General features: G+C 62.2%; 22 protein-coding genes. 7 read left to right on the top strand and 15 right to left on the bottom strand.

Translation table 11 applies throughout. The features are described from left to right. The 3 genes from APH34_RS00930 to colR all read right to left on the bottom strand — a co-directional run bounded on the left by APH34_RS00930 (position 1) and on the right by colR (position 2772). Positions 1-681 (bottom strand): class I SAM-dependent methyltransferase, encoded by a 681-nt coding sequence (locus APH34_RS00930; protein ID WP_054899289.1) that lies wholly within the window; start codon positions 679-681, stop codon positions 1-3. A 113-nt stretch (positions 682-794) separates the two neighbouring features. After that, on the bottom strand, positions 795-2099 hold the full coding sequence (locus APH34_RS00925; RefSeq protein ID WP_054899288.1) for a HAMP domain-containing sensor histidine kinase: 1305 nt from the start codon (positions 2097-2099) through the stop codon (positions 795-797). After that, entirely contained in the window at positions 2089-2772 is a 684-nt protein-coding gene (gene colR, locus APH34_RS00920; protein ID WP_003255215.1) for a two-component system response regulator ColR, read from the bottom strand. The genes APH34_RS00925 and colR overlap by 11 nt, the downstream gene beginning before the upstream one ends. 181 nt (positions 2773-2953) lie before the next feature. Between colR and APH34_RS00915 the strand changes: the two genes are divergently transcribed. Next, positions 2954-3685, top strand: coding sequence for a phosphatase PAP2 family protein (locus APH34_RS00915; RefSeq protein WP_054899287.1), 732 nt, complete (start codon positions 2954-2956; stop codon positions 3683-3685). Between the two features lie 93 nt (positions 3686-3778). On the opposite strand, the gene groL is transcribed toward APH34_RS00915, so the two are convergent. The 5 genes from groL to APH34_RS00890 form a co-directional block, all read right to left on the bottom strand. Further along, positions 3779-5419 (bottom strand): chaperonin GroEL, encoded by a 1641-nt coding sequence (gene groL / locus APH34_RS00910; protein ID WP_054899286.1) that lies wholly within the window; start codon positions 5417-5419, stop codon positions 3779-3781. A 48-nt stretch (positions 5420-5467) separates the two neighbouring features. Continuing rightward, positions 5468-5761: a co-chaperone GroES gene (locus APH34_RS00905; RefSeq protein ID WP_009395550.1), complete on the bottom strand. Its 294-nt coding sequence runs from the start codon at positions 5759-5761 to the stop codon at positions 5468-5470. 237 nt (positions 5762-5998) lie between these two features. Then, on the bottom strand, positions 5999-6460 hold the full coding sequence (locus tag APH34_RS00900) for an FxsA family protein (protein WP_054899285.1): 462 nt from the start codon (positions 6458-6460) through the stop codon (positions 5999-6001). A 66-nt stretch (positions 6461-6526) separates the two neighbouring features. Further along, on the bottom strand, positions 6527-7258 hold the full coding sequence (locus APH34_RS00895; RefSeq protein WP_054899284.1) for a HugZ family protein: 732 nt from the start codon (positions 7256-7258) through the stop codon (positions 6527-6529). Between the two features lie 123 nt (positions 7259-7381). Next, positions 7382-8392: a DUF481 domain-containing protein gene (locus APH34_RS00890; RefSeq protein ID WP_054899283.1), complete on the bottom strand. Its 1011-nt coding sequence runs from the start codon at positions 8390-8392 to the stop codon at positions 7382-7384. A 153-nt stretch (positions 8393-8545) separates the two neighbouring features. On the opposite strand from APH34_RS00890, the gene APH34_RS28480 reads away from it, so the two are divergent. Further along, a complete protein-coding gene (locus APH34_RS28480) occupies positions 8546-8899 on the top strand; it encodes an MGMT family protein (RefSeq protein WP_082422700.1) in 354 nt (117 codons plus the stop codon). A gap of 43 nt (positions 8900-8942) precedes the next feature. Continuing rightward, complete coding sequence (locus APH34_RS00885; protein WP_054899282.1) at positions 8943-10490, top strand: AmpG family muropeptide MFS transporter; 1548 nt, start codon at positions 8943-8945, stop codon at positions 10488-10490. A gap of 72 nt (positions 10491-10562) precedes the next feature. On the opposite strand, the gene APH34_RS00880 is transcribed toward APH34_RS00885, so the two are convergent. From APH34_RS00880 to APH34_RS00870, 3 genes are all read right to left on the bottom strand, one after another. Continuing rightward, positions 10563-11807 (bottom strand): MFS transporter, encoded by a 1245-nt coding sequence (locus tag APH34_RS00880; RefSeq protein ID WP_054899281.1) that lies wholly within the window; start codon positions 11805-11807, stop codon positions 10563-10565. Positions 11808-11999: 192 nt separating this feature from the next. Further along, complete coding sequence (locus APH34_RS00875) at positions 12000-12842, bottom strand: mechanosensitive ion channel family protein (protein ID WP_054899280.1); 843 nt, start codon at positions 12840-12842, stop codon at positions 12000-12002. A 114-nt stretch (positions 12843-12956) separates the two neighbouring features. After that, the gene (locus APH34_RS00870; protein ID WP_012312882.1) at positions 12957-13442 is read right to left on the bottom strand and encodes a YajQ family cyclic di-GMP-binding protein; all 486 of its coding nucleotides are present in this window, start codon (positions 13440-13442) and stop codon (positions 12957-12959) included. A gap of 102 nt (positions 13443-13544) precedes the next feature. Between APH34_RS00870 and APH34_RS00865 the strand changes: the two genes are divergently transcribed. Genes APH34_RS00865 through APH34_RS00855 form a run of 3 tightly spaced genes read left to right on the top strand, consistent with a single transcriptional unit; the run spans position 13545 to position 17101 of the window. Further along, positions 13545-14462 carry a putative 2-dehydropantoate 2-reductase gene (locus tag APH34_RS00865; RefSeq protein WP_054899279.1) on the top strand — a complete coding sequence of 306 codons (918 nt, stop codon included), beginning with the start codon at positions 13545-13547 and terminating at the stop codon, positions 14460-14462. A 40-nt stretch (positions 14463-14502) separates the two neighbouring features. Beyond that, positions 14503-16533 carry an ATP-binding protein gene (locus APH34_RS00860; RefSeq protein ID WP_054899278.1) on the top strand — a complete coding sequence of 677 codons (2031 nt, stop codon included), beginning with the start codon at positions 14503-14505 and terminating at the stop codon, positions 16531-16533. A 1-nt stretch (position 16534) separates the two neighbouring features. After that, positions 16535-17101 (top strand): cob(I)yrinic acid a,c-diamide adenosyltransferase, encoded by a 567-nt coding sequence (locus APH34_RS00855; protein WP_054899277.1) that lies wholly within the window; start codon positions 16535-16537, stop codon positions 17099-17101. Between the two features lie 77 nt (positions 17102-17178). On the opposite strand, the gene APH34_RS00850 is transcribed toward APH34_RS00855, so the two are convergent. From APH34_RS00850 to secA, 4 genes are all read right to left on the bottom strand, one after another. Then, positions 17179-18123: a Nudix family hydrolase gene (locus APH34_RS00850; RefSeq protein ID WP_054899276.1), complete on the bottom strand. Its 945-nt coding sequence runs from the start codon at positions 18121-18123 to the stop codon at positions 17179-17181. Next, a complete protein-coding gene (locus tag APH34_RS00845; protein ID WP_054899275.1) occupies positions 18120-18752 on the bottom strand; it encodes a glutathione S-transferase family protein in 633 nt (210 codons plus the stop codon). The genes APH34_RS00850 and APH34_RS00845 overlap by 4 nt, the downstream gene beginning before the upstream one ends. A 154-nt stretch (positions 18753-18906) precedes the next feature. Beyond that, a complete protein-coding gene (argJ, locus tag APH34_RS00840) occupies positions 18907-20124 on the bottom strand; it encodes a bifunctional glutamate N-acetyltransferase/amino-acid acetyltransferase ArgJ (protein WP_054899274.1) in 1218 nt (405 codons plus the stop codon). A 178-nt stretch (positions 20125-20302) separates the two neighbouring features. Then, complete coding sequence (gene secA, locus APH34_RS00835; RefSeq protein WP_054899273.1) at positions 20303-23038, bottom strand: preprotein translocase subunit SecA; 2736 nt, start codon at positions 23036-23038, stop codon at positions 20303-20305. Between the two features lie 293 nt (positions 23039-23331). Here secA and APH34_RS00830 point away from each other — a divergent pair, with 293 nt between their 5' ends. Beyond that, on the top strand, positions 23332-23787 hold the full coding sequence (locus APH34_RS00830) for a DUF721 domain-containing protein (RefSeq protein ID WP_054899272.1): 456 nt from the start codon (positions 23332-23334) through the stop codon (positions 23785-23787). Positions 23788-23798: the final 11 nt, after the last annotated feature.

Here is a 23798-nt window from a genome sequence, read left to right as displayed (position 1 = left end):
CTACCCCTTACGTAATACATAGACTCGCCACATGGCATAGAACGGCAGGAAGTCGAGGCGTTCCTGGATTCTGAAGCCGGCGGCCTTGAATTCTTCTTCAACTGTCTCCGCCGGTAACACAAAACGGTTCTGGTAGCTGTCCTGCTCCGCCTTGGCACTGCGCCGTTGCTCGAGCTTCTTGCGCCGCCAGGCCTTGAAGTTACCGTCCACCCACAATGACAGGATTACACTGTCACGGCTAACCCTTTGAAACTCAGAGAGAATTCTTTTGCGGTGAGCCGCTTCGCCGATGTGATGGAACAACCGCATGCAGAAGATGCTGTCTACGGCGTTATCCGGCAAATCGATGTCGAACGCCGATGTCTGCAAAGGCCGTACCCGCGCAACCACTTCTGGCGGTTGTGCCTTGCAGGCTGTCTCGATCATCGCCTCGGAGTTATCGGCGCCAATGATCACGCGGTTCGGCTTTTCCGCCAGCAATGGCCAGAAGCGTCCCGCGCCGCAGGGCAGGTCCAGCACCAACCCGGGTTCTCCCGCCAGCGCCAGTGCTCGACGCGCCAGTTGCTCATCGCGCTGGTGAGACAGGCGACGCGCCAGGCCGTCCTGGTGCTTGAGGAAGTACTCCTGCGCATGTTGCTGGTCGTACTTCTGGGAAAATTCGAGTTTGATCGGGCTACGCATTGGGCATCTCCTGGCTCCAGTGCGCTCACCTTAGGTAAAGAAGCGTAGGTAACAGGTCATGCCCGTGTGAAAAAAATGTTATGCGCCGAACGACATGTTTCAGCGCATGGCTGTCACAGTTGCGAGGGGTCGGTTTTCTCCGCGCTCTGGCTAAGGTCGACCTGGAAGCGGCATCCGTGCGGTGCGGTGGATGTCAGGGTCACGCGCCAGCCCTGGTCGTCGCAGATGCGCTGCACCAGCGAAAGGCCAAGCCCAAGGCCCTCACCTCGCCGCTCGTCACCCCGGACGAAGGGCTGGAACATCGCCTCGCGCTGCTCTTCAGGGATACCCACGCCACTGTCCTCGACGCTGAAGCCCTTGGGGTCCAGGCTCAGGCGGATATAACCGCTGTCGGTGTAATGCGCAGCGTTGCGCAACAGGTTACCCATCACCGATTGCAGGAAGGTGGCGTTGTACAGCAGCGGGCCAGCACTGACACGGCCATCGTAATACAGCGCCAAGCCCTTCTGTTCGATGGTATCTCGCCACACCCCAATCAGGTCATCGGCGACCTCGCACAGCGTAGCCTGGGATGCTACAGCCCCCTGATCGCGCTGGGCACGGGCCAGCATCAGGAAGGTCTTGACCAGCTCGCGCATTTCTTCAGTGGCGCGGGCTATGCGTTCCACCTGGTTGCGCGAACGGGTATCCAGGTTCGGGTTTTCCATAAGCAGTTCACAAGAGGTGGCCAGCACCATCAAGGGCGTACGCAACTCATGGCTGACATCGCTGGTGAACAGCCGCTCCCGGGTCAAGGCATCGCGCAGACGCCCTAGCGTATCGTCGAACGCCACCGCCAACTGGCCGACTTCGTCCGCTGCATAATCCGGCGCCAGCGGCGGCGCCAGGCCAAGCAACTGGTCGCGGTGACGGACCTGGCGTGCCAGGCGAATGACCGGTGCCATGACGCGCCGCGCCAACAGCCAGCCCAACACCACAGCCAGCACCAGGCTGAGCACAAAGCCTACTACCACGACGGCGAACAGCACCCGCTCTCGCTCCTCGAAATCGCTCTGGTCCTGCAGCAGCACATAGCGCCGGCCATCGACGATCTCGACCATGGCGTGGTAGGACAGTTGGTCGCGAAATACCTCATGGAAGCCGACATCGAGGTGGCGCAGGTCCTTGGGCAATTCGAAGTCGTCGCGCCCACCGCTGAAGTAGAACAGTTGGTCTGGACGAGGGCGATGGCTCCAGTCGCTGACGCTGTCCATGCGCAACAGCCGTTGCAGGTCACCGCCCAGCACCGAGGAAATCAACCGCTCCTCGACCAAATGCACTGTGGCGACAATGCCGAAGGCGAAGGCGCCGGCAACCAATGCACTCATCAACGCAAAAGCGATGATGATGCGCTGCGCCAGGCTCTGTTTAAACTCCATCGCGGCCCTCGGCGAGGCGATAGCCGACGCCATGGACGGTATGCAGCAAGGGCTTTTCGAACGGTTTGTCGATCACCTGACGCAACTGGTGCACATGGCTGCGCAAGCTGTCGCTGTCGGGGCAGTCGTCACCCCACAAGGCCTCTTCCAGCACCTCGCGGCGCAAAACATGCGGGCTTTTCTGCATCAATACGGCAAGTAGCTTCAGGCCAACCGGGTTGAGCTTGAGCAAGCGCCCCTGACGGGTCACCTCAAGGGTATCCAGGTCGTAGCTCAGGTCTGCCACCTGCAAGGTGCGGCGCCCGCCACCCTGGGCCCGGCGCAGCACCGCTTCGATACGCGCGGCCAGCTCCGACAGCGCGAACGGTTTGAGCAGATAGTCGTCGGCGCCGGAGCGGAACCCCTGCAAACGGTCGTCCAGCTGGTCGCGGGCCGTGAGCATGATCACCGGCGTATCGCGGCGAGCGTCCTCACGCAGGCGCTTGCACAGGGTATAGCCGTCGATCCCGGGCAGCATGATGTCGAGCACGATCAAGTCGTAGTGCTCGGTAGCGGCTAGGTGCAGGCCGGACAGGCCGTCCTGGGCACAATCGACTGTGTAGCCTTTCATGCCCAGGTAATCGGCCAGGTTGGCGAGGATATCGCGGTTGTCTTCAACCAAAAGAATACGCATCGGGTTCTCCTGTGCGGCGCTTCGCTGTGGTGCGCGGCAGGCGCAGCTTAAGGCCATCACCTGGACAGTGCCAGCCCTAGTGCAAATTCAGTGAACTTGACAGTTTTTTCACTGATCCTTCACGGACACAGGATAGCGGGCAGTCAACAATGCCCGGTCTTTTTCGCGCCCTGGAGTCGTCATGCAACAACGCATTCGTCCTCGTCCGATCAACCCCTGGCTGTATCTGGGCATCCCGCTGGCAACTGCGCTGGCGTTGGTGCTGCTTGAACTGACTTCGGTTGACATGGACGTGGCCTACCTGTTTTTCGACCAGGCAGCCGGCGAGTTTATCGGCCGCCACAGCTACTTGCTGGAGAATGTCCTGCATGATGGGGTCAAGCAGGGGGTGATCGGGCTCGGGCTGTTGGCGGTCGCAGCCTTCGCCTTGAGTTTTTTCTGGAAGCGGCTGTTCAGCTGGCGCCGCGAGCTGGGCTGCCTGGTGCTGGCGTTGGGCGTGTCCACGGCCTTCGTCACGCCGCTGAAAAAGGTCACCCAAGTGCAGTGCCCGTGGAGCCTGAGCCAGTTTGGTGGCAAGGAAACCTACAGCAAGCTGCTGGAGCCTCGCCCGCCTACCGACAAGCCGGGCCTGTGCTGGCCAGGTGGGCATGCAGCCACCGGCTTCTGCCTGTTCGGGTTGTTCTTCATGTTGCGTGACCGGCGCCCACGCCTGGCACGGGTAGCGTTGGCGGTGGCCTTCGTGGCCGGGTCGGTGCTGTCGGTGGGCCGGATGATGCAAGGGGCGCACTTTCTGTCGCACAACATCTGGACGGCCGTGTTCTGCTGGTTGATCGGGTTGGGCGCTTACTACCTTGTGCTGTATCGCCATGCAGTTGCCGAGCAGGATACTGCCCAGCCAGTCAATGCAGGCTAGACACGGGCCGGCTGCGCGGCCCATTCCCAGCCAGACGAAAAAGCCCCGGTTCTTTCGAACCGGGGCTTTTGAGGGTGCTGGGGTAAGGCTGGCTTACATCATGCCGCCCATGCCACCCATGCCGCCCATGTCAGGCATGCCACCTGCTGGCTTGTCTTCCGGCAGGTCGGCAACCATGGCTTCGGTGGTGATCATCAGACCGCCGATCGAAGCAGCAGCTTGCAGTGCCGAACGGGTGACCTTGGCTGGGTCCAGGATACCCATCTCGATCATGTCGCCGTACTCGCCGCTAGCAGCGTTGTAGCCGTAGTTGCCCGAACCCTGCTTGACCTTGTCGGCCACAACGCTTGGCTCGTCGCCGGCGTTGGCAGTGATCTGACGCAGCGGCGCTTCAACAGCGCGACGCAGCAGGGCGATACCGACGTTCTGGTCTTCGTTGTCGCCTTTGAGGTCGACAATGGCAGCCAGAGCACGTACCAGGGCAACACCACCGCCAGGTACCACGCCTTCTTCAACGGCTGCACGGGTAGCGTGCAGGGCGTCTTCAACGCGGGCCTTTTTCTCTTTCATTTCAACTTCGGTGCCAGCACCGACCTTGATCACGGCAACACCGCCAGCCAGCTTGGCCAGGCGCTCTTGCAGCTTCTCACGGTCGTAGTCCGACGACGTTTCTTCGATCTGGGCACGGATCTGCTTGACGCGTGCTTCGATGTCAGCGTCGACGCCAGCGCCGTCGATGATGGTGGTGTTTTCCTTGGACAGGATGACGCGCTTGGCGTTACCCAGGTGCTCCAGGGTGGTGGTTTCCAGGGTCAGGCCGATTTCTTCGGAGATGACCTGGCCACCGGTCAGGACGGCGATGTCCTGCAGCATGGCCTTGCGGCGGTCGCCGAAGCCAGGTGCCTTGACTGCGGCAACCTTGACGATACCGCGCATGTTGTTGACGACCAGGGTCGCCAGCGCTTCGCCTTCAACGTCTTCGGCAACGATCAGCAGTGGACGACCGGCCTTGGCAACGGCTTCCAGAACTGGCAGCAGTTCGCGGATGTTGGAGATCTTTTTGTCAACCAGCAGCAGCAGCGGGCCTTCCAGCTCGGCAACCATGGTGTCCGGCTTGTTGACGAAGTAGGGCGACAGGTAGCCACGGTCGAACTGCATGCCTTCTACGACGGACAGTTCGTTTTCCAGGCCCGAGCCTTCTTCAACGGTGATCACGCCTTCTTTGCCGACTTTTTCCATGGCTTCGGCGATGATTTCACCGATGGAGTTGTCGGAGTTGGCGGAAATGGTACCGACCTGAGCGATGGCCTTGGAGTCGGCGCATGGCTTGGACAGGTTTTTCAGCTCGGCAACAACGGCAGCAGTGGCCTTGTCGATACCGCGCTTGAGGTCCATCGGGTTCATGCCGGCAGCGACGGCTTTCAGGCCTTCGTTGACGATGGCTTGAGCCAGAACGGTAGCGGTGGTGGTGCCGTCACCGGCAGCGTCGTTGGCCTTGGAAGCAACTTCCTTGACCAGCTGGGCGCCCATGTTTTCGAAGGCGTCCTTGAGCTCGATTTCTTTGGCGACGGAAACGCCGTCCTTGGTGATGGTCGGCGCGCCTAAGCTCTTGGCCAACACCACGTTGCGGCCTTTCGGGCCGAGGGTCGCTTTTACTGCGTCAGCCAGTACGTTGACACCAACCAGCATTTTCTTACGGGCGGAATCGCCGAATTTTACGTCTTTAGCAGCCATGATCGTTTAATCCTTGAAATTCTTTGGAGTAACGGGAAGTCGGGGAAATCAGCCTTCGACAACGGCGAGAATTTCGTTCTCGCTCATTACCAGCAGGTCTTCGCCATCGACTTTCACGGTGTTGCTGCCCGAGTAAGGGCCGAAAACCACTTTGTCACCCACTTTGACGGCCAGCGCACGTACTTCGCCGTTGTCCAGGATGCGACCGGTGCCGACGGCGACGACTTCGCCGCGGTTTGGTTTTTCAGCGGCCGAACCCGGCAGGACGATACCGCCAGCGGTTTTCGATTCTTCTTCGCTGCGACGGATGACTACGCGGTCATGCAGAGGACGAAGCTTCATTGTCGATCTCTCCCAAATTGTGGTTTTCATCGGCCGGTAGACACCGGCGGGTTGATGCAGTCCGGCGTTGCCGGGGGTGGTCCGCAACGGGCGAACCACCTGTGTAATGTCTGGTGTCACCACCAGAAACCTTGCGGTGACCACATACATGAGGCCGCCATATTCAATTACAAGGCTTGCCTCGGAAAAATTTTCATTAGCCTGAAACAGTTGGGGCCGCAAAGCGGCCCCAGGGTGTTACTTGTCACGGCGTTCGTATTCGCCTTCGATCACATTGGGCCGGTGGCCGCTGTCACGCGGCTGTGCCTGGAACGGGTCGTCCTGAAACGCGCGCTGGCGCATGGCCTGCGCCTCTGCGCGCTGGCGCAGCTTGCGCGCCGCCAAGTGGCGGGTGAACGGCAGCAGGCAGAGCACCCCGAGCACGTCACTGATGAAACCTGGCAGCAGCAGCAGGCCACCGCCCACCGCCATCATCAGGCCCTGGAACATGTCCTCGGCAGGCAGTTCGCCGCGCTGCAGGCTTTCACGGGCACGCAGGGCCGTGGCCAGGCCGGCCACCCGCATTACCAGTACGCCCAAGGCAGAACCGGCGATGATCAACAGCAACGCCGGAAAGAAACCGATGGCTGCGCTGACCTTGACGAAGACGAACAGCTCCAGCACAGGGAAAAGCAGAAACAACAGTAGAAAAGCACGCATCAAGGATTCCTCGACGGAAGACAATCTTCCCTTACGACCATCAAATGGATGCGTGCGCTCGATTTTTCAAGCTTCGACTTCTGTCGCAGTGGGCCATTGGTCGGCGCGTGCAAGCAAAACCAAGGCTTCGCGAACTTGTGTCGGGGTATTGCAGGTGCCTGGGAACGGCAGCCAGTAGATGCCCTGGCCGATGCGCAGGTGCATGCCCTCGCTGTCGATACCGACCATGTGCGCCGTGGCGCCATCCGGCAAGCCGCTCAGCGCCACGTAGTGGGCAATTGCGTTGGCGTGGTCGCTGTTCATGTGTTCGATCATGCTGGCCTCGGCCTTGCCCGCGAACGGGTTGGCAAGGGTCACCTGGTCCAGCCAGTGGATCGCGCCGAAACCGCCGATGTAGCGGTGGCGCACAGGCTCCAGCACCCAGAAATCGAAATCGTGGGCCTTGTGGTAGTTGGCGGCCTCGGGGAAGTAGCGGTAATAGCGTTCGGCGGCCGCCTCGATGACGCTTTCATCGACCAGCTTGCGCGCCTGGGCCATCACAGTGAGGCGGCCAACGGCCTGCACATCCTCGGCTTCACGCTCGCCCACCAGCAAAGAGCACTTGGGGTCTTTCTGCAGGTTATGGGTGTGCTGCGCGATGCGGCTGATGAGGATCAGCGGGTTGCCATCGGCATCCAGGCAATACGGCACCACCGACCCGAAGGGGAAACCTGGCATCGACTTGGAATGGGTCGAGAGCACGCCGCGGTATTCCTTGAGCAGCAGTTCCCGGGCGGGGCGGATGGCGTTCTGACTCACGTCTGGTTCCTCGGCAGTAACAAAGCAGTTGCAAGCTATAAGCTACAAGCCACAGGAAAAAGCAAGACAGGGACGCCACCTTCCTCACTTTTCAACAGGTAGCTTGCAGCGCGCAACTGACCTTTACCAGGTCACACCAAAGCCTGCGGTATAGCGGGTCTTGTCCAGGTCGCTCTCACGGGTGCCGGTGATGATGTCCTTCTCCGCCTTGAGGTTGAGCGAGGCCCATTCGGTGACCTTGTAGCGCAACCCGACCTCGGCATCGAGCGAGTAGTCAGCCACGCCGCCCAAGGGTTTGGCGAACTCGCCATTGGTGAACAGCTGCACGTTCTTGCCAATCAGGTAACGGGTGTAGTCCCACTTCACCGCCGCTGAGTAGAAGTTGTCCTTGGCGCCATCCTGATATTCGAAGTCGGTACGGTTGATCAACGAACCGAGCGAAAACGCGCCAAGCTCGTCATCCCAGAACTGGTAGCCTGGGCCAGTACCCACGGTGCGCTGACGGGACAGGTCCTCGACGTGATCACGCTTGTATTCCAGCCGGCCCTGCCAGAACCACTTCTCGGTGATGAAGCGGTCGAGCGCGTACTCGGCGCTCCAGTTGTCGGTGGTGGTGACATCGTCCTTGGTTTCGCGGTTGTATTCGCCTTCGGCGTTATGGCGCCAGCGGCCGTGCCGGGCAGTGGTCTTGAAGCCGATGTCATAGTCGTCGGTGTCGTTTTCGGCACGCTTGTAATCCATCGCCACGTCGACGTTACCCTTCCAGATCAGGTCCTCGACTACTGGCTTGGGCTTCATGATCTGCTGAATGCTGGCCAGCTCGACCGTTTTCGGCGCTTCGCCATTGGCCAGGGTGACCTTGCCCGCTTCGGCCGCTTTCAGCGACTTGGCCTTCTCACCGTTGTAGGCGTCCTGCTTGACCAGCAGTTCCTGGTCGCTCTCCAGGGTCTGGACCTGTTTCCAGTCCAGGGAGATCGAACCACCGTAGGGGGTTTCCAGCAGCAACTTGCCACCGTCGAACACTCTGATCTTGCCGCTGAGTCGATCGCCGTTCTTCATCCAAACGGTATCGGCGAACACTGGGGCGGTGCACAGGGAGGCAGTCATCAGGCACAACAAGGATCTAGAATACATAAGCGGACTGTGGGTTCGATTTGACGAAAAAAGCCGGGCATTATCCAGATACCGACGACCAGAGCAAGGACAGACCCAGAACCATGCCTTTGAGTTCAACGCTCATTTGCCGCGACCACTCGTCCGGTTTCACGCCAGGCCAGGGCTGCCCTGATGTCTGAGCCTTACGCGCACGCATCGGAATCGCCCGAGGCCCGACGAACGGCGTTGTATTCCGTGCTTGGTCAAGTGCCTGAAGGCAAGGTCGTCAGTTACGGCCAACTCGCCGAACTGGCAGGGCTTGGCCGAGCGGCACGCTGGGTCGGGCGCACCCTGGGGCAGTTGCCGGCCGATACCCGATTGCCCTGGCACCGCGTGCTAGGCGCAGGGGGGCGGTTGAGCCTGGCGTCGGGCACACCATCAGGTGATGAGCAACGGGCACGGCTGCGTGCAGAAGGTGTGTATGTAACCAATAATCGTGTGGATATGACGCGCCATGGCTGGCGCCCAATGGAGCACAGCGGTTAGAGTGCGCGCTTTGTTTTCGTAAACTTGAGGCAGATGTTGGCCCATGCCCCGTAAAACCTGGCGCGCTGCGCTCGCTGCCTATGCCAGCCCGTCAACCCTGGTACTTTTGCTGCTTGGTTTCGCCGCCGGCTTGCCCTACATGCTGGTGTTTTCGACCCTTTCGGTGTGGCTGCGCGAAGCGGGCGTGGCCCGCGAGACCATTGGCTATGCCAGCCTGATCGGCTTGGCCTATGCGTTCAAATGGGTATGGTCGCCCTTGCTCGATCAGTGGCGCCTGCCGCTGCTCGGTGGCATGGGGCGCCGTCGTTCGTGGCTGCTGCTGTCCCAGGCCCTGGTGGTGATCGGCCTGGTGGGCATGAGCCTGTGTGACCCTCAGCAGCATCTTTCGTGGCTGATTGCGCTCGCGGTACTCGTCGCTTTTGCCTCGGCCACCCAGGATATCGCCGTCGATGCCTATCGCCTGGAAATCGCCGACGATCAACGCCAGGCTGCGCTGGCGGCCAGCTATATGGCTGGCTACCGGGTAGCGGCCCTGCTCGCCACCGCCGGCGCCCTGTTCTTCGCCGAATGGTTTGGCTCCACCGGCTTCAGCTACCTGCACAAAGCCTGGGCTGGCACCTATGTGTTGTTCGGCTTGATGATGCTGCCTGCCCTGTTCACCACGCTGGTCATGCGTGAGCCGCCGGTACCGCTGCGCACCCAATTGTCGGCTGCACGCTACGGCCTGGTCCATCAACTGGCCTCGGTGTTCGTGCTGATCATTCTGCTGGTGTCGGTGCCCGCAAGCTTCACCCAGTTCTTCAACACCGACTGGGCCAGCGTCATCTTCGGCGATGCCACGCCACTGGACCTGCTGCTCGAAGACCGCGCCTTCTTGAGGCTGATCCTCTACGCCTCGCTGACCTGGGCCTGCCTGTCGGGTATGGGGCGCCGCGGCCTGGCGCCCGTGCTGACCCCCGTCAACGACTTCATCGTGCGTTACCGTTGGCAGGCCCTGCTGCTGCTAGGGCTGATCGCCACCTATCGCATGTCGGACACGGTCATGGGGGTAATGGCCAACGTGTTCTATATCGACATGGGCTTCACCAAGGACCAGATCGCCAGCGTCAGCAAGATCTTCGGTCTGGTGATGACCCTGGTTGGCGCGGGGGTCGGTGGCCTGCTCATCGTCCGTTTCGGCATCCTGCCGATCCTGTTCATCGGCGGCGCTGCCTCGGCGGCGACCAACATCCTGTTCCTGATGCTGGCCGACATGGGGCCGAACCTGGAGATGCTGGTGGTGACCATCTCGCTGGACAACTTCAGCGCGGGCCTGGCCACTTCAGCGTTCGTCGCCTACCTGTCGAGCCTGACCAACCTGAAGTTCTCGGCCACACAGTACGCCCTGCTCAGCTCGATCATGCTGTTGCTGCCGCGCCTGATTGGCGGCTATTCGGGGGTGATGGTGGAGAAGTTCGGCTATCACGACTTCTTCCTGATAACCGCGCTGCTGGGCGTGCCGACGCTGATCCTGATTGCACTGCACTGGCACCAGGAAGTGCGGCGTGGCAAGCAGGCGCCCGTCGAGGATTCAGCGGCCGAGCGGCCTTGATGGCGGGCTGAAACCTGTTACCGGCCAGCGCGTGGGCAAGCCCGCGAACTGGCCGGTAACAGGCGCTCCAGCTTACTGGGCCACAGCGCCTTCCCCACGCGGCCCACCGATCACAAACCACAACGGCCACAGCGCCAGCGCCCCGGCAATACCCGCCGCCAGTGCGAAATGCAACAGGCTCGCACCCGCGCCAATCATCGCCATCACCGCGCCGCCCAACCCCAGCAGGGCAATGGTGATCATCCCCAACATGGCCGAAACCAGGCCCTTGCTCTGTTCGCTGGAGAACAGCGTCATGCGGTACAACACCGCGTTGGCCACGCCCAGGCCCAACGCATACAGCGACATGCCTGCGACCACGCTAGGCACCGTCGGCCAGTACCAGGTGGCCAGCACCATCAGGCTCAAGCCGGCCAGGTAGGGCCACAACGCCCCTCGCACCAGCGCCGCCAATGGGTAGCGGTCAGCGATGCGGTTGATGATCAGGTTGCCCAGGATCAGCCCGCCAAACACTGGCAGTTGCCACAGCGCATAGGCCATGGTGCTCAGCCCCTCATCATGGATGAGCAAGACAGGCGACAGGCCGATCCAGCCGATCAGGGGCAGGCCGACCAGGCCCAACGCGGCGCTGCCAGCAACGAAACGGCGATTGGCCAGCAACTGCCCGTACCCCGCAAGCAACGGCAGCAGATGAATCGGCGTGAACGCCAGGCGTGAGCCATCACGACGCTCCACCCCCAACGTCTCGGGCATCAGGCGGTACAACAGCAGCCACGTCAGCACCGCGCCAATGGCGAACGCCACGAACAACCAGCGCCAGTCCAGCCACTGCAACATCAGGGTGCCCACCAGCGGGCCAAGCAGCGGCGAGAGCAAGGCGATGTTGGCCAGCAGGGCCATCATGCGTACCGCGTCCGCCTCGCTGAACGCCTCGTTCAGCGCCGGATAGCTGACCGTCACCACGAAGCCCAGGCCAACCCCCTGCAACAACCGTAGCAGGTTGAACAGGCCAATATCCTGAACCCAGTACGTGGCGAGGCAAGCCACCCCGAAGAAGATGCAACCGGCCAACAGCAGCGGGCGGCGACCGTAGCGGTCGGCCAGCGGGCCGATCAGCCACTGCAGCACCACGCCACCGAGCAGGTACAGGTTGAGTGCGTGGGGGATGTATTGCGGGCTGGCGTTCAGGTGGTCGACCACCACAGGCATCGCCGGCATGACAGCGTCGCTGGCAAGGTAGGTGAGCAGCTCGAACAAGGCCAGGGTCAGGCCGAACAACAGGGCCCTGAGGGGGGTGATATACAGCAGTGGCTTCATGATGGCTTTCGGGTAGAGACAGGTGAGGCCAGCCTATATGCCAGAAACGGCACGGGTTGGCTGTGAACAAGTGTAATGGCACACAAAAAGCGAGGGCCGCTGCGCGCCCCTTTCGTGGCACCTTGCCGCTCCTGCACGGGGCGGCCTGGCGTCGCGAAAGGGGCGCACAACGGCCCCCGCTACAGCCCAGTGTTACTGCGCAGTGGTTTCCTGCACCACGCGAATCACACGCTGCGGGAAGGGAATATCGATCCCCTCGGCTTTCAACCGGTCACGCGCCTGCTCGTTGAGCATGAACATCACATCCCAATAGTCCGCCGTCTTGGTCCACAAGCGCAGCGATACGGTGATCGAGCTGTCGCCCAGGGTTGCCACCACTGCCTGCGGCGCAGGGTCGGGCAACACACGTGGGTCTTGTGCCAGTTCCAGCAGCACATTACGGGCTTTTTGCAGGTCAGCCTCGTAATCCACACCTACATCGAACACAACCTTGCGCGTTGGCTGGCGGTTGGTGTTGGTGATGATGCCGTTGGACAGGCTGCCGTTGGGCATGATGACCGTCTTGTTGTCACCGGTGCGCAGCACTGTGTGGAAAATCTGGATGCTGTCGACGGTGCCTGCGACACCCTGCGCTTCGATCCAGTCGCCGATGCGGAATGGGCGGAACATCAGGATCAGCACGCCGCCGGCGAAGTTCGCCAGGCTGCCCTGCAAAGCCAGGCCAATGGCCAGGCCTGCGGCACCAATGGCCGCGACGAACGAGGTGGTCTCGATGCCGATCATCGACGCCACGCTGACCAGCAGCAGCACCTTCAGCACGATGTTGGCCAGGGTACTGATGAAGCCTTGCAGTGCCAGGTCGGCGTTGCGCAGCCCCACCAGCTTGCCCAACCGGGCGCTGACCTTGTTGATGATCCACCAGCCGACCGCCAGGGTCAGCAGCGCCAGCAGCACACGGCTGCCGTATTCCATGATCAAGGGGATCCAGGTCTGCGATTGGCGGACCAGCTGATCGACTTCAGCGTTCAAATCCATATTCATCTCCTGATGCCGAGCGGCAAGTACACAGTAAAGCAGCCACCAGCGGTTCAGCGGCCATGAACCCCCATGGACATCATCGCGCCATCGGGGTTCCTGGCGCTCCCTGGATCAGTCGCGGAAGTTGTTGAACTGCAGCGGCATGTCGAATTCCTTGGCACGCAAGGCAGCAATGGCCTCTTGCAGGTCGTCACGCTTTTTGCCGGTGACACGCACCTGCTCACCCTGGATAGCGGCCTGGACCTTGAGCTTGGCATCCTTGATGTGGGCGACGATCTTCTTCGCCAGCTCCTTGTCGATGCCTTCACGGAACTTGGCTTCCTGCTTCATTTCCTTACCGGAAGCGTAGGCGTCCTTGGTTTCCAGGCATTTGACGTCGATCTTGCGCTTGACCAGCGCCAGGCGCAGGATCTCGATCATGGCCTCGAGCTGGAACTCGGCCTCGGCGGTCAGCAGCACGGTTTGTTCCTTCTCCTTGAACTCGAAGCTGCCCTTGCCCTTGAGGTCGTAACGGCGGTCGAGTTCCTTGATGGCGTTTTCGACGGCGTTCTGCACTTCGTGCTTGTCCAGTTCCGATACCACGTCGAACGAAGGCATGGTTGTTCTCCATAAAATAAAAGCGCGCTCAGTCTGAAGATGGAGCGCGTCGGGGTTAGAAGGTTAAAATGCGGTCTCATTATAACGGGTTGCGAAACGCAGATGAGCAGCACCTGGCATATTCTCGGCGCCGGTAGCCTTGGCAGCCTTTGGGCGTGCCGCTTGGCACGTGCAGGCAAGGCGGTACGCCTGATTCTGCGCGACGGGCAGCGGCTGCAGGCGTATCAGCAGGCCGGCGGGCTGACATTGGTCGAGCAGGACCACGCCAGGATGTACGCCATCCCCGCCGAAACGGCCGAGGGCGACGGGCCGATCCACCGCCTGCTGCTGGCCTGCAAAGCGTACGACGCCGCTCCCGCAGTTGCCCGCCTGGCGCCACGCCTGGCCGCTGACGCGGAGATCGTCCTGCTGCAGAACGGCCTGGGTAGCCAGGATGAAGTCGCAGATCAGGCCCCACTTGCCCGTTGCATCTTCGCCTCCAGCACCGAGGGCGCCTTCAGCGAAAGCGATTGGCGGGTACGTTTTGCCGGCCAGGGCTTCAACTGGCTGGGTGACCCGGGCAACCCCGGTGTGCCGCAATGGTTCGACGACCTGCATGACGCGGGCATTCCCGCCCAATGGTCGGTGGACATCCTCACCCGTCTGTGGCGCAAGCTGGCGCTCAATTGCGCCATCAACCCCCTGACCGTGCTGCACGACTGCCAGAACGGCGGGCTGCTGGGGCATCTGGACGAAGTCGACAGCCTGTGCGCCGAACTGGGCGAACTGCTGCGCCAGTGTGGCCAGCCCAAGGCTGCCGATGACCTGGGCGAGGAAGTGCAACGGGTGATCCTTGCCACGGCGGCCAACTACTCTTCCATGTATCAGGACGTGCGCGCTGGTCGGCGTACCGAGGTGCATTACCTGCTGGGTCACGCCTGCCGTGCTGCAGAACGCCACGGTATGGCACTGCCACAGCTGGAACACCTGCACCAGCGCCTGGTCGATAACCTGCGAGCTCGCGGCTTGCCCTGCGCCTGACGCGACCCCTTCACAACCGAATACGGACATTGCCTTGCCCATGACCCTGCGCCAACGCCTGGAAAACCTCCCGGTCGGGCAGAAGCTGCTGGCGGCCCTGCTGGTGCTGCTGGTGACCATACTGCTGGTGGCCAACCTGACCTTCATCAGCGCCGCCTACTGGATCACCCAGGAGAGCATGGCGCCGCAGGCACTGCAGACCATCGGCCGCCTGGTCGCCAACCCACAACTGTCGGCACGCGCCGGCGACTCTCCAGAAAACGCCACGGCACTGCTCAATGAACTGGATAGCTACACGCCGCTGCGCGCCGCCGCGGTGTATGGCGGTGATGGCCGCCTGCTCGCCCAACTGCAGCATGGTGAACCCATGGCGCTGCCCAAGCGTTACCGCAACATCGATGGCTGGCGCCTGATGGAATTTCGCAGCACCCAGTTGATTCGTATCCCCCGCGAAGCCAGCCCACCTGCGCACTTGCTGCTGGTGGCCAGCAGCGAGCTGCCGACCGCCTTCTACACTGGCACCCTCAGCGCCAGCCTGGCGATCCTGGTGTTCAGCATCCTGCTGTGGCTGGTGATCGCACGGCAGATCAAACGCCTGATCACCCAGCCGATCAACCAGCTCGAAGAGCTCAGCCGCCAGGTTACCCGCGAAGAGAGCTACGCGCTGCGCGCCAAACGTGGCAACGACGACGAGATCGGCAGCCTGGCCGAGGCCTTCAACACCATGCTGTCGCGTATCGAGGCACGCGAACAGCAGCTCAAGCGCACCCGCGACGAATTCCAGAGCGCCTTTGACCAGGCCCAGGGCCTGGCCGAGGAAACCCGCCACACCAACCGCAAGCTCGAGTTGGAAGTCCAGGTGCGCAGCAAGATCGAGAAGAAACTCACGGGCTTTCAGAACTACCTCAACAGCATCATCGACTCCATGCCTTCTGCGCTGATCGCCCTCGACGAACAACTCTACGTCACGCAATGGAACCAGGAGGCCACGGCACTTTCCGGCACACCGCTGGACGAAGCGCTGAACCAGCCCATCTTCATCGCCTTCGAACCGCTCAAGCCCTTCCTGCCGCAGCTCAAGGAGACGGTGGAGAAACACCGTGTCGCGAAGATCGAACGGGTCACGTGGCCCAAGGGAGACGACTCACGGCATTACGCATTGACCTTCTACCCCCTGATGGGCGGAGGCGGCCGTGGCGTGGTGATCCGTATCGACGACATCACCCAGCGCCTGTCGCTGGAAGAAATGATGGTGCAATCGGAAAAAATGCTCTCGGTGGGCGGGCTGGCGGCCGGCATGGCGCACGAGATCAACAACCCGCTCGGGGCGATCTTGCACAACGTGCAGAACATCCGCCGACGCCTGTCACCGGAGCTGCCACGCAATCAGGAACAAGCCAGCGAGCTGGGCATCGACCTGCCCACCGTCAACCGCTACCTGGAAAGCCGGGAGGTGCCGCAATTGCTCGACGGCATTCAGCAAGCTGGCGCCCGGGCTGCGAAGATTGTCACCCACATGCTCAGTTTCAGCCGCCGCAGCAACCGCCAGTTGGCCCCATGCGATTTGCCAGCGCTGATCGACCAGGCAGTGGACATCGCCGGTAACGACTTCGACCTGACCATCGGCTTCGACTTCAAGGGCCAGGCCATCGTCCGTCAGTTCGACCCCAACCTTGGGCCGGTGCCCTGCACCGCCAACGAATTGGAGCAGGTGCTGCTCAACCTGCTGAAAAACGCCGCCCAGGCCATCCACCTACGCCCACAGCCCAGCGAGCCCGGGCGTATCACCTTGCGCACCAGGCTCAATCCGCCGTGGGCCGAGATCCAGGTCGAGGACAACGGTATCGGCATGCCCGAAGCGGTACGCAAACGCACCTTCGAGCCGTTCTTCACCACCAAGGAAATCGGCCAGGGCACTGGGCTTGGGCTATCGGTGTCATATTTCATCATTACCAACAACCACAAGGGGCAGATGGAGGTGCAGTCCACGCCCGGCCAGGGCACGTGCTTCACTCTGCGCCTACCCCTCGGCCAGCCGGCAGCGGCGACGCCAACCACAACGGAGGCATGACATGGGCTATCGCCTGTCGAAGATCTACACCCGCACCGGCGACAAGGGTGAAACCGGCCTGGGCGATGGACGCAGGGTACCCAAGGACCACCCGCGTATTGAAGCGATCGGCGAGGTGGACAGCCTCAACAGCCAGCTTGGGCTGCTACTGGCAGGCCTGGATGAGCAAGGGCTCAAGGAGGTCAGCGAAGTCCTGGCACCTTGTCAGCACCGCCTGTTCGACCTCGGCGGCGAGCTGGCAATGCCTAGCTACCGAGCGCTGAACATGGCCGAGGTAGAGCGCTTGGAAGCCGCCATCGATGTGTGGAACGACGAGCTGGGGCCGCTGAAGAACTTCATCCTGCCCAGCGGGTCGGCACTGGTCGCCCAGGCCCATGTATGCCGCAGCCTGGCGCGTAGTGCGGAACGGCGCTGCCAGCAGTTGAATGCCGTGGAGCCACTGGAGGGCGCGGGGCTGGCGTATATCAATCGCCTTTCCGACCTGCTGTTCGTGGCGGCGCGGATCATCGGGCGGCGCCAGGGAGTGGCCGAGGTGTTGTGGCAGGCGGCAGAGCGCCCTCTGGGCTGAGCCCAATCGCCGACCAACCGGCTCCCACAGCCACTGCGCGGGTCACTCACTAGAAGGCCCGCCCAGCGGCCCCTGGGTCAGGCCTCAGGCCAGAACGCTCGAATTCCGGCCACACCCTGCGCCCCGGCTTCCCAGGCTCGCCCACGCTCATCTGGGCCCACCCCACCCAGCAAGAACACGGGATGGCTGAAGCCCGCGATCAAGCGCTGCGCCTCATCCCAACCCAGCGGCGCCGCCTCGGGGTGGGTCTGAGTCGGCTGCACCGGCGAGAGCGTGACGAAATCCACGCCCATCTGCTCGGCCAGCGCCAGCTCCTCGGCATTGTGGCAGGAGGCCGCCAACCAGCGGTCCTTGGGGAACGGACGGCCCTTGGCCGCGTATTTGCGCAGCTGCGCCGCAGTCAGGTGCCAGCCGGCCGACGGGAAGTCGCCCAGCCATTCCAGAGGCCCCTTGAGCATCAGCTGCGCCTTGCCGGCGCACAAGCCCACCGCATCCACCGCCACATCGCGGTATTTGGGGTCGTACATGTCCGGGGCGCGCAGTTGGATCAGGCGGATACCGGCAGCCACTGCCTTCTGGATGCCCTTGAGCAGTTGTGGCACTTCCAGGCCGTCCGGGGTGATCAGGTACTGGTCTGGCAGGCGCGCAGCGGCCACGATTGGCTTGTTCGCCTCGGGAAAGGTGTACTGCGACAAGTCACGCGGCACCACCCACTCCAACGGCTGGCCTTCGGCACCGTGTGGTTCGCCGGTAAAGGCGTCGACCTCGCGAACATCCAGCAATACCTGCTTGTCCGGGTAATCGTGGCTGACCTTGATCAGCGCCCGCGAGCGGGTCACTTCGATGCCCAGCTCTTCGCGAAGCTCGCGGGCCAGCGCCGCTTCGACGCCCTCGCCCTCCTCCACCTTGCCGCCAGGGAACTCCCACAGGCCGCCCTGGTGCTGGCTGTCGGCTCGGCGGGCAATGAGAATACGGCCGTCAGTGCCGCGAATGACGGCTGCTGCTACATGAATCCGTTTCACCCTTCACGCTCCGCCAGGCCAGCTTGCTGCCAGGCCTTGAAGGCCGGCCACTGGTAAATGGTCTCGATGTACGCCGCAGCCTGCGCTGGGACTGCCACACGGTAGGTGCGCAAGCGCACGGCCACCGGCGCGAAGAAAGCGTCGGCCAGGCTCGGCTTGCCGAACAGGAACGGCCCACTGTCCTTGGCCACCAAGCGGCATTCAGACCACAGTGCGACGATACGGTCGATGTCCACCTGCACGTCCAGGGGGATGCTCTCCAGTGCCTCATCCCGCGACAGGTCGAATGGCATGGCACCGCGCAGGGCGAAGAAGCCACTGTGCATCTGCGCGCAGGCCGAGCGGGCCTGGGCACGAGCGGCCACGTCGGCAGGCCAGAGTTGGGCCTCGGGGTGGCGCTCATTGAGGTATTCGGCGATGGCCAGCGAGTCAGCGATCACGCCGTGCTCGCTCTTGAGCAGCGGTACTTTGCCGGTGGAGGAGAAGGCGAGAAGGCGCTGACGGGTATCAGGCTGCTTGAGTTTGATCAGGGTTTCTTCGTAGGGAACGCCGGCCAGCTCGAGGGCCAGCGCGCCGCGTAGCGACCAGGAAGAATACAGCTTGTCGCCGATGATCAGGTGATAGCTCATGGGTCGGCTCCATCAGAGGTGTATTGCAGAACCCGCAGGCTGCTGCGCAGCCTTTCGCGGGCAAGCCTGCTCCGACAGGGGCTGCGCCGCTCCTTCAGGGTGTGCAACACCTGTGGGAGCGGGCTGCCCGCGAAGAGGCCTTCGGATCAGTGCATCAGGTACGGTATTCGGCGTTGATCTTCACGTACTCGTGGGACAGGTCAGTGGTCCAGATGGTTTCGCTGCACTGGCCACGGCCCAGCTCGATACGGATGGTGATCTCTTCCTGCGCCATCACGGCCGAACCTTGCTCTTCGGTGTAGCTCGGGCTGCGGCCGCCTTTGCTGGCGATGCAGACGCTGTCCAGGTACACATCGATCAGGCTGACATCCAGCTCAGGTACGCCGGCACGGCCCACGGCGGCCAGGATGCGCCCCCAGTTAGGGTCGGAGGCGAACAGCGCGGTCTTGATCAGTGGCGAGTGGGCGACAGCGTAGCCGACGTCCAGGCACTCCTGGTGATTACCACCGCCGTTGACCTGCACGGTAACGAACTTGGTAGCGCCTTCACCGTCTCGGACAATGGCCTGGGCCACTTCCATGCACACTTCGAAGACTGCTTTTTTCAGGGCTTCGAACAGGTCACCGCTGGCTTCGGTGACTTCCGGCAGGTCGGCCTTGCCGGTGGCGATGAGCATGCAGCAGTCGTTGGTCGAGGTGTCGCCATCGATGGTGATGCGGTTGAACGACTTGTTGGCGCCGTCGAGCATGAGGTCCTTGAGCACCGCTGGGGCGACCTTGGCGTCGGTAGCGATGTAGCCGAGCATGGTGGCCATGTTCGGGCGGATCATGCCGGCACCTTTGCTGATGCCGGTCACGGTGACGGTCACGCCTTCATGCTGGAACTGGCGGCTGGCACCCTTGGGCAGGGTGTCGGTGGTCATGATGCCGGTAGCGGCTTCGGCCCAGTTGTTTTCCGACAGGTTGTCCAGCGCAGCCTGCAGGGCACCTTCGATCTTCTCGACCGGCAACGGCTCGCCGATCACACCGGTGGAGAATGGCAGCACCGATTCGGCAGGCACACCGGCCAGCTCGGCCAGCTTGGCGCAGGTACGCTCTGCGGCGGCCAGGCCTGGCGCGCCGGTACCGGCGTTGGCATTACCGGTGTTGGTCAGCAGGTAGCGCACGGTGCCCTGCACACGCTGCTTGGAGAGGATCACCGGTGCTGCACAGAATGCATTGAGGGTGAACACGCCCGCCACGCTGGAGCCTTCGGCGCAGCGCATGACCACTACATCCTTGCGCCCTGGGCGCTTGATGCCGGCAGAAGCGATGCCAAGTTCAAAACCCGGCACCGGGTGCAGAGTGGGCAAAGGACCAAGACCAACAGCCATTAGAGCGCTCCTAGAAAAACGGTGAAATGATGATGGAAGAGCGAGGCCGCTTCGCGTCCCATACGCGGCACAAGGCCGCTCCCACAAGAACGCACGCGGTCCCTGTGGGAGCGGCCTTGTGCCGCGAATGGGCCGCACAGCGGCCCCGGTTTTGTCACGTTACTGCGGGTGGATCAGATCATTCAATCTGACCATGGCAGTGCTTGAACTTCTTACCCGAACCACACCAGCACGGTTCGTTGCGGCCCAGCTTCTGATCGTTGCGTACCGGGGCAGCGGCCACGGCCACTTCAGCGCCCTCTTCGCTCAGTTGCTCGCTCTCCAGACCGGGTGCGGCCGCATGCTGGAACTGCATGCGGCTGGCCAGTTCCTCGGCTTCGCGGCGCAAGCGAGCTTCCTCTTCGACCGGGTCTTCGCGGCGCACCTGAACGTGCGACAGCACGCGGATGGTGTCGCGCTTGATCGACTCAAGCAGCTCCTGGAACAGGGCGAAGGACTCGCGCTTGTATTCCTGCTTCGGGTTCTTCTGCGCATAACCACGCAGGTGGATACCGTGACGCAGGTGGTCCATGGTCGACAGGTGGTCTTTCCACAGGTCGTCCAGCACGCGCAGCAGGATCTGCTTCTCGAAGGTGCGCAGGGCATCGATACCGGCCTGGTCTTCCTTCTCGGTGTAAGCGCTGGTGATCTCGTTCAGCAGCTTCTCGCGCAGGGTTTCCTCGTAGAGGTGCTCGTCCTCGTCAAGCCACTGCTGAATCGGCAGTTTCATGGCGAAATCGCTGGAAAGCGCAGCTTCCAGCCCAGCCACGTCCCATTGTTCAGGCAGCGATTGCGGCGGGATGTGCTGGCTGATGGTAGCGTCGAGCACTTCCTTGCGGAACTCTTCGATGGTGTCGCCGATGTTTTCGGCCGCCAACAGGCTGTTGCGCATGTGGTAGATCACCTTGCGCTGTTCGTTGGCCACGTCATCGTATTCGAGCAGTTGCTTACGAATGTCGAAGTTGCGGCCTTCGACCTTGCGTTGGGCCTTTTCGATGGCGTTGGTGACCATACGGTGCTCGATGGCCTCGCCGGACTGCATGCCCAGCGCCTTCATGAAGTTCTTCACCCGGTCAGAGGCGAAGATGCGCATCAGGCTGTCTTCCAGCGACAGGTAGAAGCGGCTGGAGCCCGGGTCGCCCTGACGGCCGGAACGGCCACGCAGCTGGTTGTCGATACGACGGGATTCATGGCGCTCGGACGCGATCACATGCAGGCCGCCCGACTCGATCACCTGCTGGTGACGCTTCTGCCAGTCGGCCTTGATCTGTGCGATCTGCTCGGCAGTGGGGTTATCCAGCGCAGCCACTTCGGCTTCCCAGTTGCCACCCAGCAGGATGTCGGTACCACGGCCGGCCATGTTGGTGGCGATGGTCAGCGCACCTGGGGCGCCGGCCTGGGCGATGATCTCGGCTTCCTTCTCGTGGTACTTGGCGTTCAGTACCTTGTGGTCGATACCTTCTTTTTTCAGCAGGTTCGACATGTGCTCGGAGGTTTCAATGGTCGCAGTACCCACCAGCACGGGGCGGCCGTGGGTCATGCTTTCCTTGATGTCGGCGATGATCGCGGCGTATTTCTCGTCGGCGGTCAGGTACACCAGGTCGTTGAAGTCCTTACGCGCCAGCGGCTTGTTCGGCGGGATGACCATCACGTTCAGGCCGTAGATCGACTGGAACTCGAACGCTTCGGTATCGGCGGTACCGGTCATGCCGGACAGCTTGGTATAGAGACGGAAATAGTTCTGGAAGGTGGTCGAGGCCAGGGTCTGGCTCTCGGCCTGGATGTTCAGGTTCTCTTTCGCTTCGATGGCCTGGTGCAGGCCTTCGGACAGACGGCGGCCCGGCATGGTACGGCCGGTGTGCTCGTCGATCAGCAGGACCTGGCCATCCTGAACGATGTACTCGACGTTGCGGTGGAACAGTTTGTGCGCGCGCAGGCCAGCGTAGACGTGGGTCAGCAGGCCCAGGTTATGCGCCGAGTAGAGGCTTTCGCCTTCGGCCAGCAGGCCAGCCTGGGTGAGCATCTCTTCGATGAACTGGTGACCGGCTTCGTTGAGCTCGACCTGGCGGCTCTTCTCGTCGATGGTGAAGTGGCCTTCCTGGGTAACCTGCCCTTCGACTTCTTCGATGTGCTGGGTCAGGCGCGGGATCAGGCGGTTGATCTCGATGTACAGCTTGGAGCTGTCTTCGGCCTGGCCGGAGATGATCAACGGGGTACGGGCTTCGTCGATGAGGATCGAGTCGACTTCGTCGATCACGGCGAAGTTGAGTTCACGCTGGAACTTCTCTTCCTGGCTGAACGCCATGTTGTCGCGCAGGTAGTCGAAGCCGAACTCGTTGTTGGTGCCATAGGTGATGTCGGACGCGTACGCGGCGCGCTTTTCTTCAGGCGGCTGGAAGGCAGAGACGATGCCGACGGTGAGGCCGAGGAATTCGTACAGCGGGCGCATCCAGTTGGCGTCACGGCGGGCCAGGTAGTCGTTGACGGTGACCACGTGCACGCCCTTGCCGGAAAGCGCGTTGAGGTAAACGGCCAGGGTACCGACCAAGGTCTTGCCTTCACCGGTACGCATTTCTGCGATCATGCCCTCGTGCAGGGTCATGCCGCCGATCAGCTGCACGTCGAAGTGGCGCATGCCCATGACGCGCTTACCGGCCTCCCGGGCCACGGCGAAGGCTTCAGGCAGCAGTTGGTCCAGTGTCTCGCCTTTGGCCAGGCGCTCCTTGAACTCTGCGGTCTTGCCCCGCAGTTGCTCATCGGAGAGGGCCACCATCTTCTCTTCGAAGGCATTGACGATGTTCACCGTCTTGAGCATGCGTTTGACTTCACGCTCGTTCTTGCTTCCAAAAAGTTTTTTTAACAAAGGCGCAAACATATCGGCAGGATCTTCCACACGTAGGGATGGAGGGCGGCCCCATGAGTCGCCCGTGCAGCCCTGAGGCCGCATGCGAACGAGCATTCTACCCGGAAACGATGGTGAGGAAAGTGGTGGATTTCCACGATGCTGGCACAGCGCTTTGGCGGGGGCGTTTCTAAGATAAGGGCATTTTCCCTGAGTTCAACCCAGAGGTTGATGAAACGTATCAAGAACGGTGCTTGTTGCTGATTGGGCCGGTCCAGGCACCAGTGGTGGTAGACTGCGTATCTTGTAACCTCATGCGTATTCCCATGGCCTACAAACCCTCCCCCGCCCAGCCACCGTCCGCGTTGCTGCGTCAGGTCCGCCCATTGCGCCTGCTGCTGAACCAGGCCGAGCGCCTGGAGCACCTGCAGCGCTTGCTGGAAAGCCAGCTGCAACCGGCTGCCCGCGAGCATTGCCATGTGGCCTCGTGGCGCGATGGCACCTTGCTGCTGGTGGTCACCGATGGGCATTGGGCCACACGCCTGCGCTACCAGCAGAAGCGCCTGATGCGTCAGCTCCAGGCACTGGAGGCGTTCGGCAACCTGCAGCGCATTCTGTACAAGGTGCAGCCGCCATTGGTTCCGGCCAGACGCGGCGGCAACGCGACCACGCTGTCGAACACGGCAGCCGAGAGCATTCGCGGCTCCGCAGAGGGCATCAGCGACCCTAGGCTGCGCGAGGCCCTGCAGCGCCTGGCCAGTCATGCCAAGGGCAAAAGCTGAACCTGCGGCCA

This window comes from Pseudomonas sp. NBRC 111131, assembly GCF_001320525.1.
Taxonomy (GTDB): domain Bacteria; phylum Pseudomonadota; class Gammaproteobacteria; order Pseudomonadales; family Pseudomonadaceae; genus Aquipseudomonas; species Aquipseudomonas ceruminis.
The sequence above is the reverse complement of the archived record's forward strand: the minus strand, read 5'-3'. Positions and strand labels throughout refer to the sequence as shown.

Coding starts and splice junctions, on each gene's coding strand:
- APH34_RS00930 (WP_054899289.1), bottom strand. CDS start 681: ATGCGTAGCCCGATCAAACTCGAATTTTCCCAGAAGTACGACCAGCAA.
- APH34_RS00925 (WP_054899288.1), bottom strand. CDS start 2,099: ATGGAGTTTAAACAGAGCCTGGCGCAGCGCATCATCATCGCTTTTGCG.
- colR (WP_003255215.1), bottom strand. CDS start 2,772: ATGCGTATTCTTTTGGTTGAAGACAACCGCGATATCCTCGCCAACCTG.
- APH34_RS00915 (WP_054899287.1), top strand. CDS start 2,954: ATGCAACAACGCATTCGTCCTCGTCCGATCAACCCCTGGCTGTATCTG.
- groL (WP_054899286.1), bottom strand. CDS start 5,419: ATGGCTGCTAAAGACGTAAAATTCGGCGATTCCGCCCGTAAGAAAATG.
- APH34_RS00905 (WP_009395550.1), bottom strand. CDS start 5,761: ATGAAGCTTCGTCCTCTGCATGACCGCGTAGTCATCCGTCGCAGCGAA.
- APH34_RS00900 (WP_054899285.1), bottom strand. CDS start 6,460: ATGCGTGCTTTTCTACTGTTGTTTCTGCTTTTCCCTGTGCTGGAGCTG.
- APH34_RS00890 (WP_054899283.1), bottom strand. CDS start 8,392: ATGTATTCTAGATCCTTGTTGTGCCTGATGACTGCCTCCCTGTGCACC.
- APH34_RS28480 (WP_082422700.1), top strand. CDS start 8,546: ATGTCTGAGCCTTACGCGCACGCATCGGAATCGCCCGAGGCCCGACGA.
- APH34_RS00885 (WP_054899282.1), top strand. CDS start 8,943: ATGCCCCGTAAAACCTGGCGCGCTGCGCTCGCTGCCTATGCCAGCCCG.
- APH34_RS00880 (WP_054899281.1), bottom strand. CDS start 11,807: ATGAAGCCACTGCTGTATATCACCCCCCTCAGGGCCCTGTTGTTCGGC.
- APH34_RS00875 (WP_054899280.1), bottom strand. CDS start 12,842: ATGGATTTGAACGCTGAAGTCGATCAGCTGGTCCGCCAATCGCAGACC.
- APH34_RS00870 (WP_012312882.1), bottom strand. CDS start 13,442: ATGCCTTCGTTCGACGTGGTATCGGAACTGGACAAGCACGAAGTGCAG.
- APH34_RS00865 (WP_054899279.1), top strand. CDS start 13,545: ATGAGCAGCACCTGGCATATTCTCGGCGCCGGTAGCCTTGGCAGCCTT.
- APH34_RS00860 (WP_054899278.1), top strand. CDS start 14,503: ATGACCCTGCGCCAACGCCTGGAAAACCTCCCGGTCGGGCAGAAGCTG.
- APH34_RS00855 (WP_054899277.1), top strand. CDS start 16,535: ATGGGCTATCGCCTGTCGAAGATCTACACCCGCACCGGCGACAAGGGT.
- APH34_RS00845 (WP_054899275.1), bottom strand. CDS start 18,752: ATGAGCTATCACCTGATCATCGGCGACAAGCTGTATTCTTCCTGGTCG.
- argJ (WP_054899274.1), bottom strand. CDS start 20,124: ATGGCTGTTGGTCTTGGTCCTTTGCCCACTCTGCACCCGGTGCCGGGT.
- secA (WP_054899273.1), bottom strand. CDS start 23,038: ATGTTTGCGCCTTTGTTAAAAAAACTTTTTGGAAGCAAGAACGAGCGT.
- APH34_RS00830 (WP_054899272.1), top strand. CDS start 23,332: ATGGCCTACAAACCCTCCCCCGCCCAGCCACCGTCCGCGTTGCTGCGT.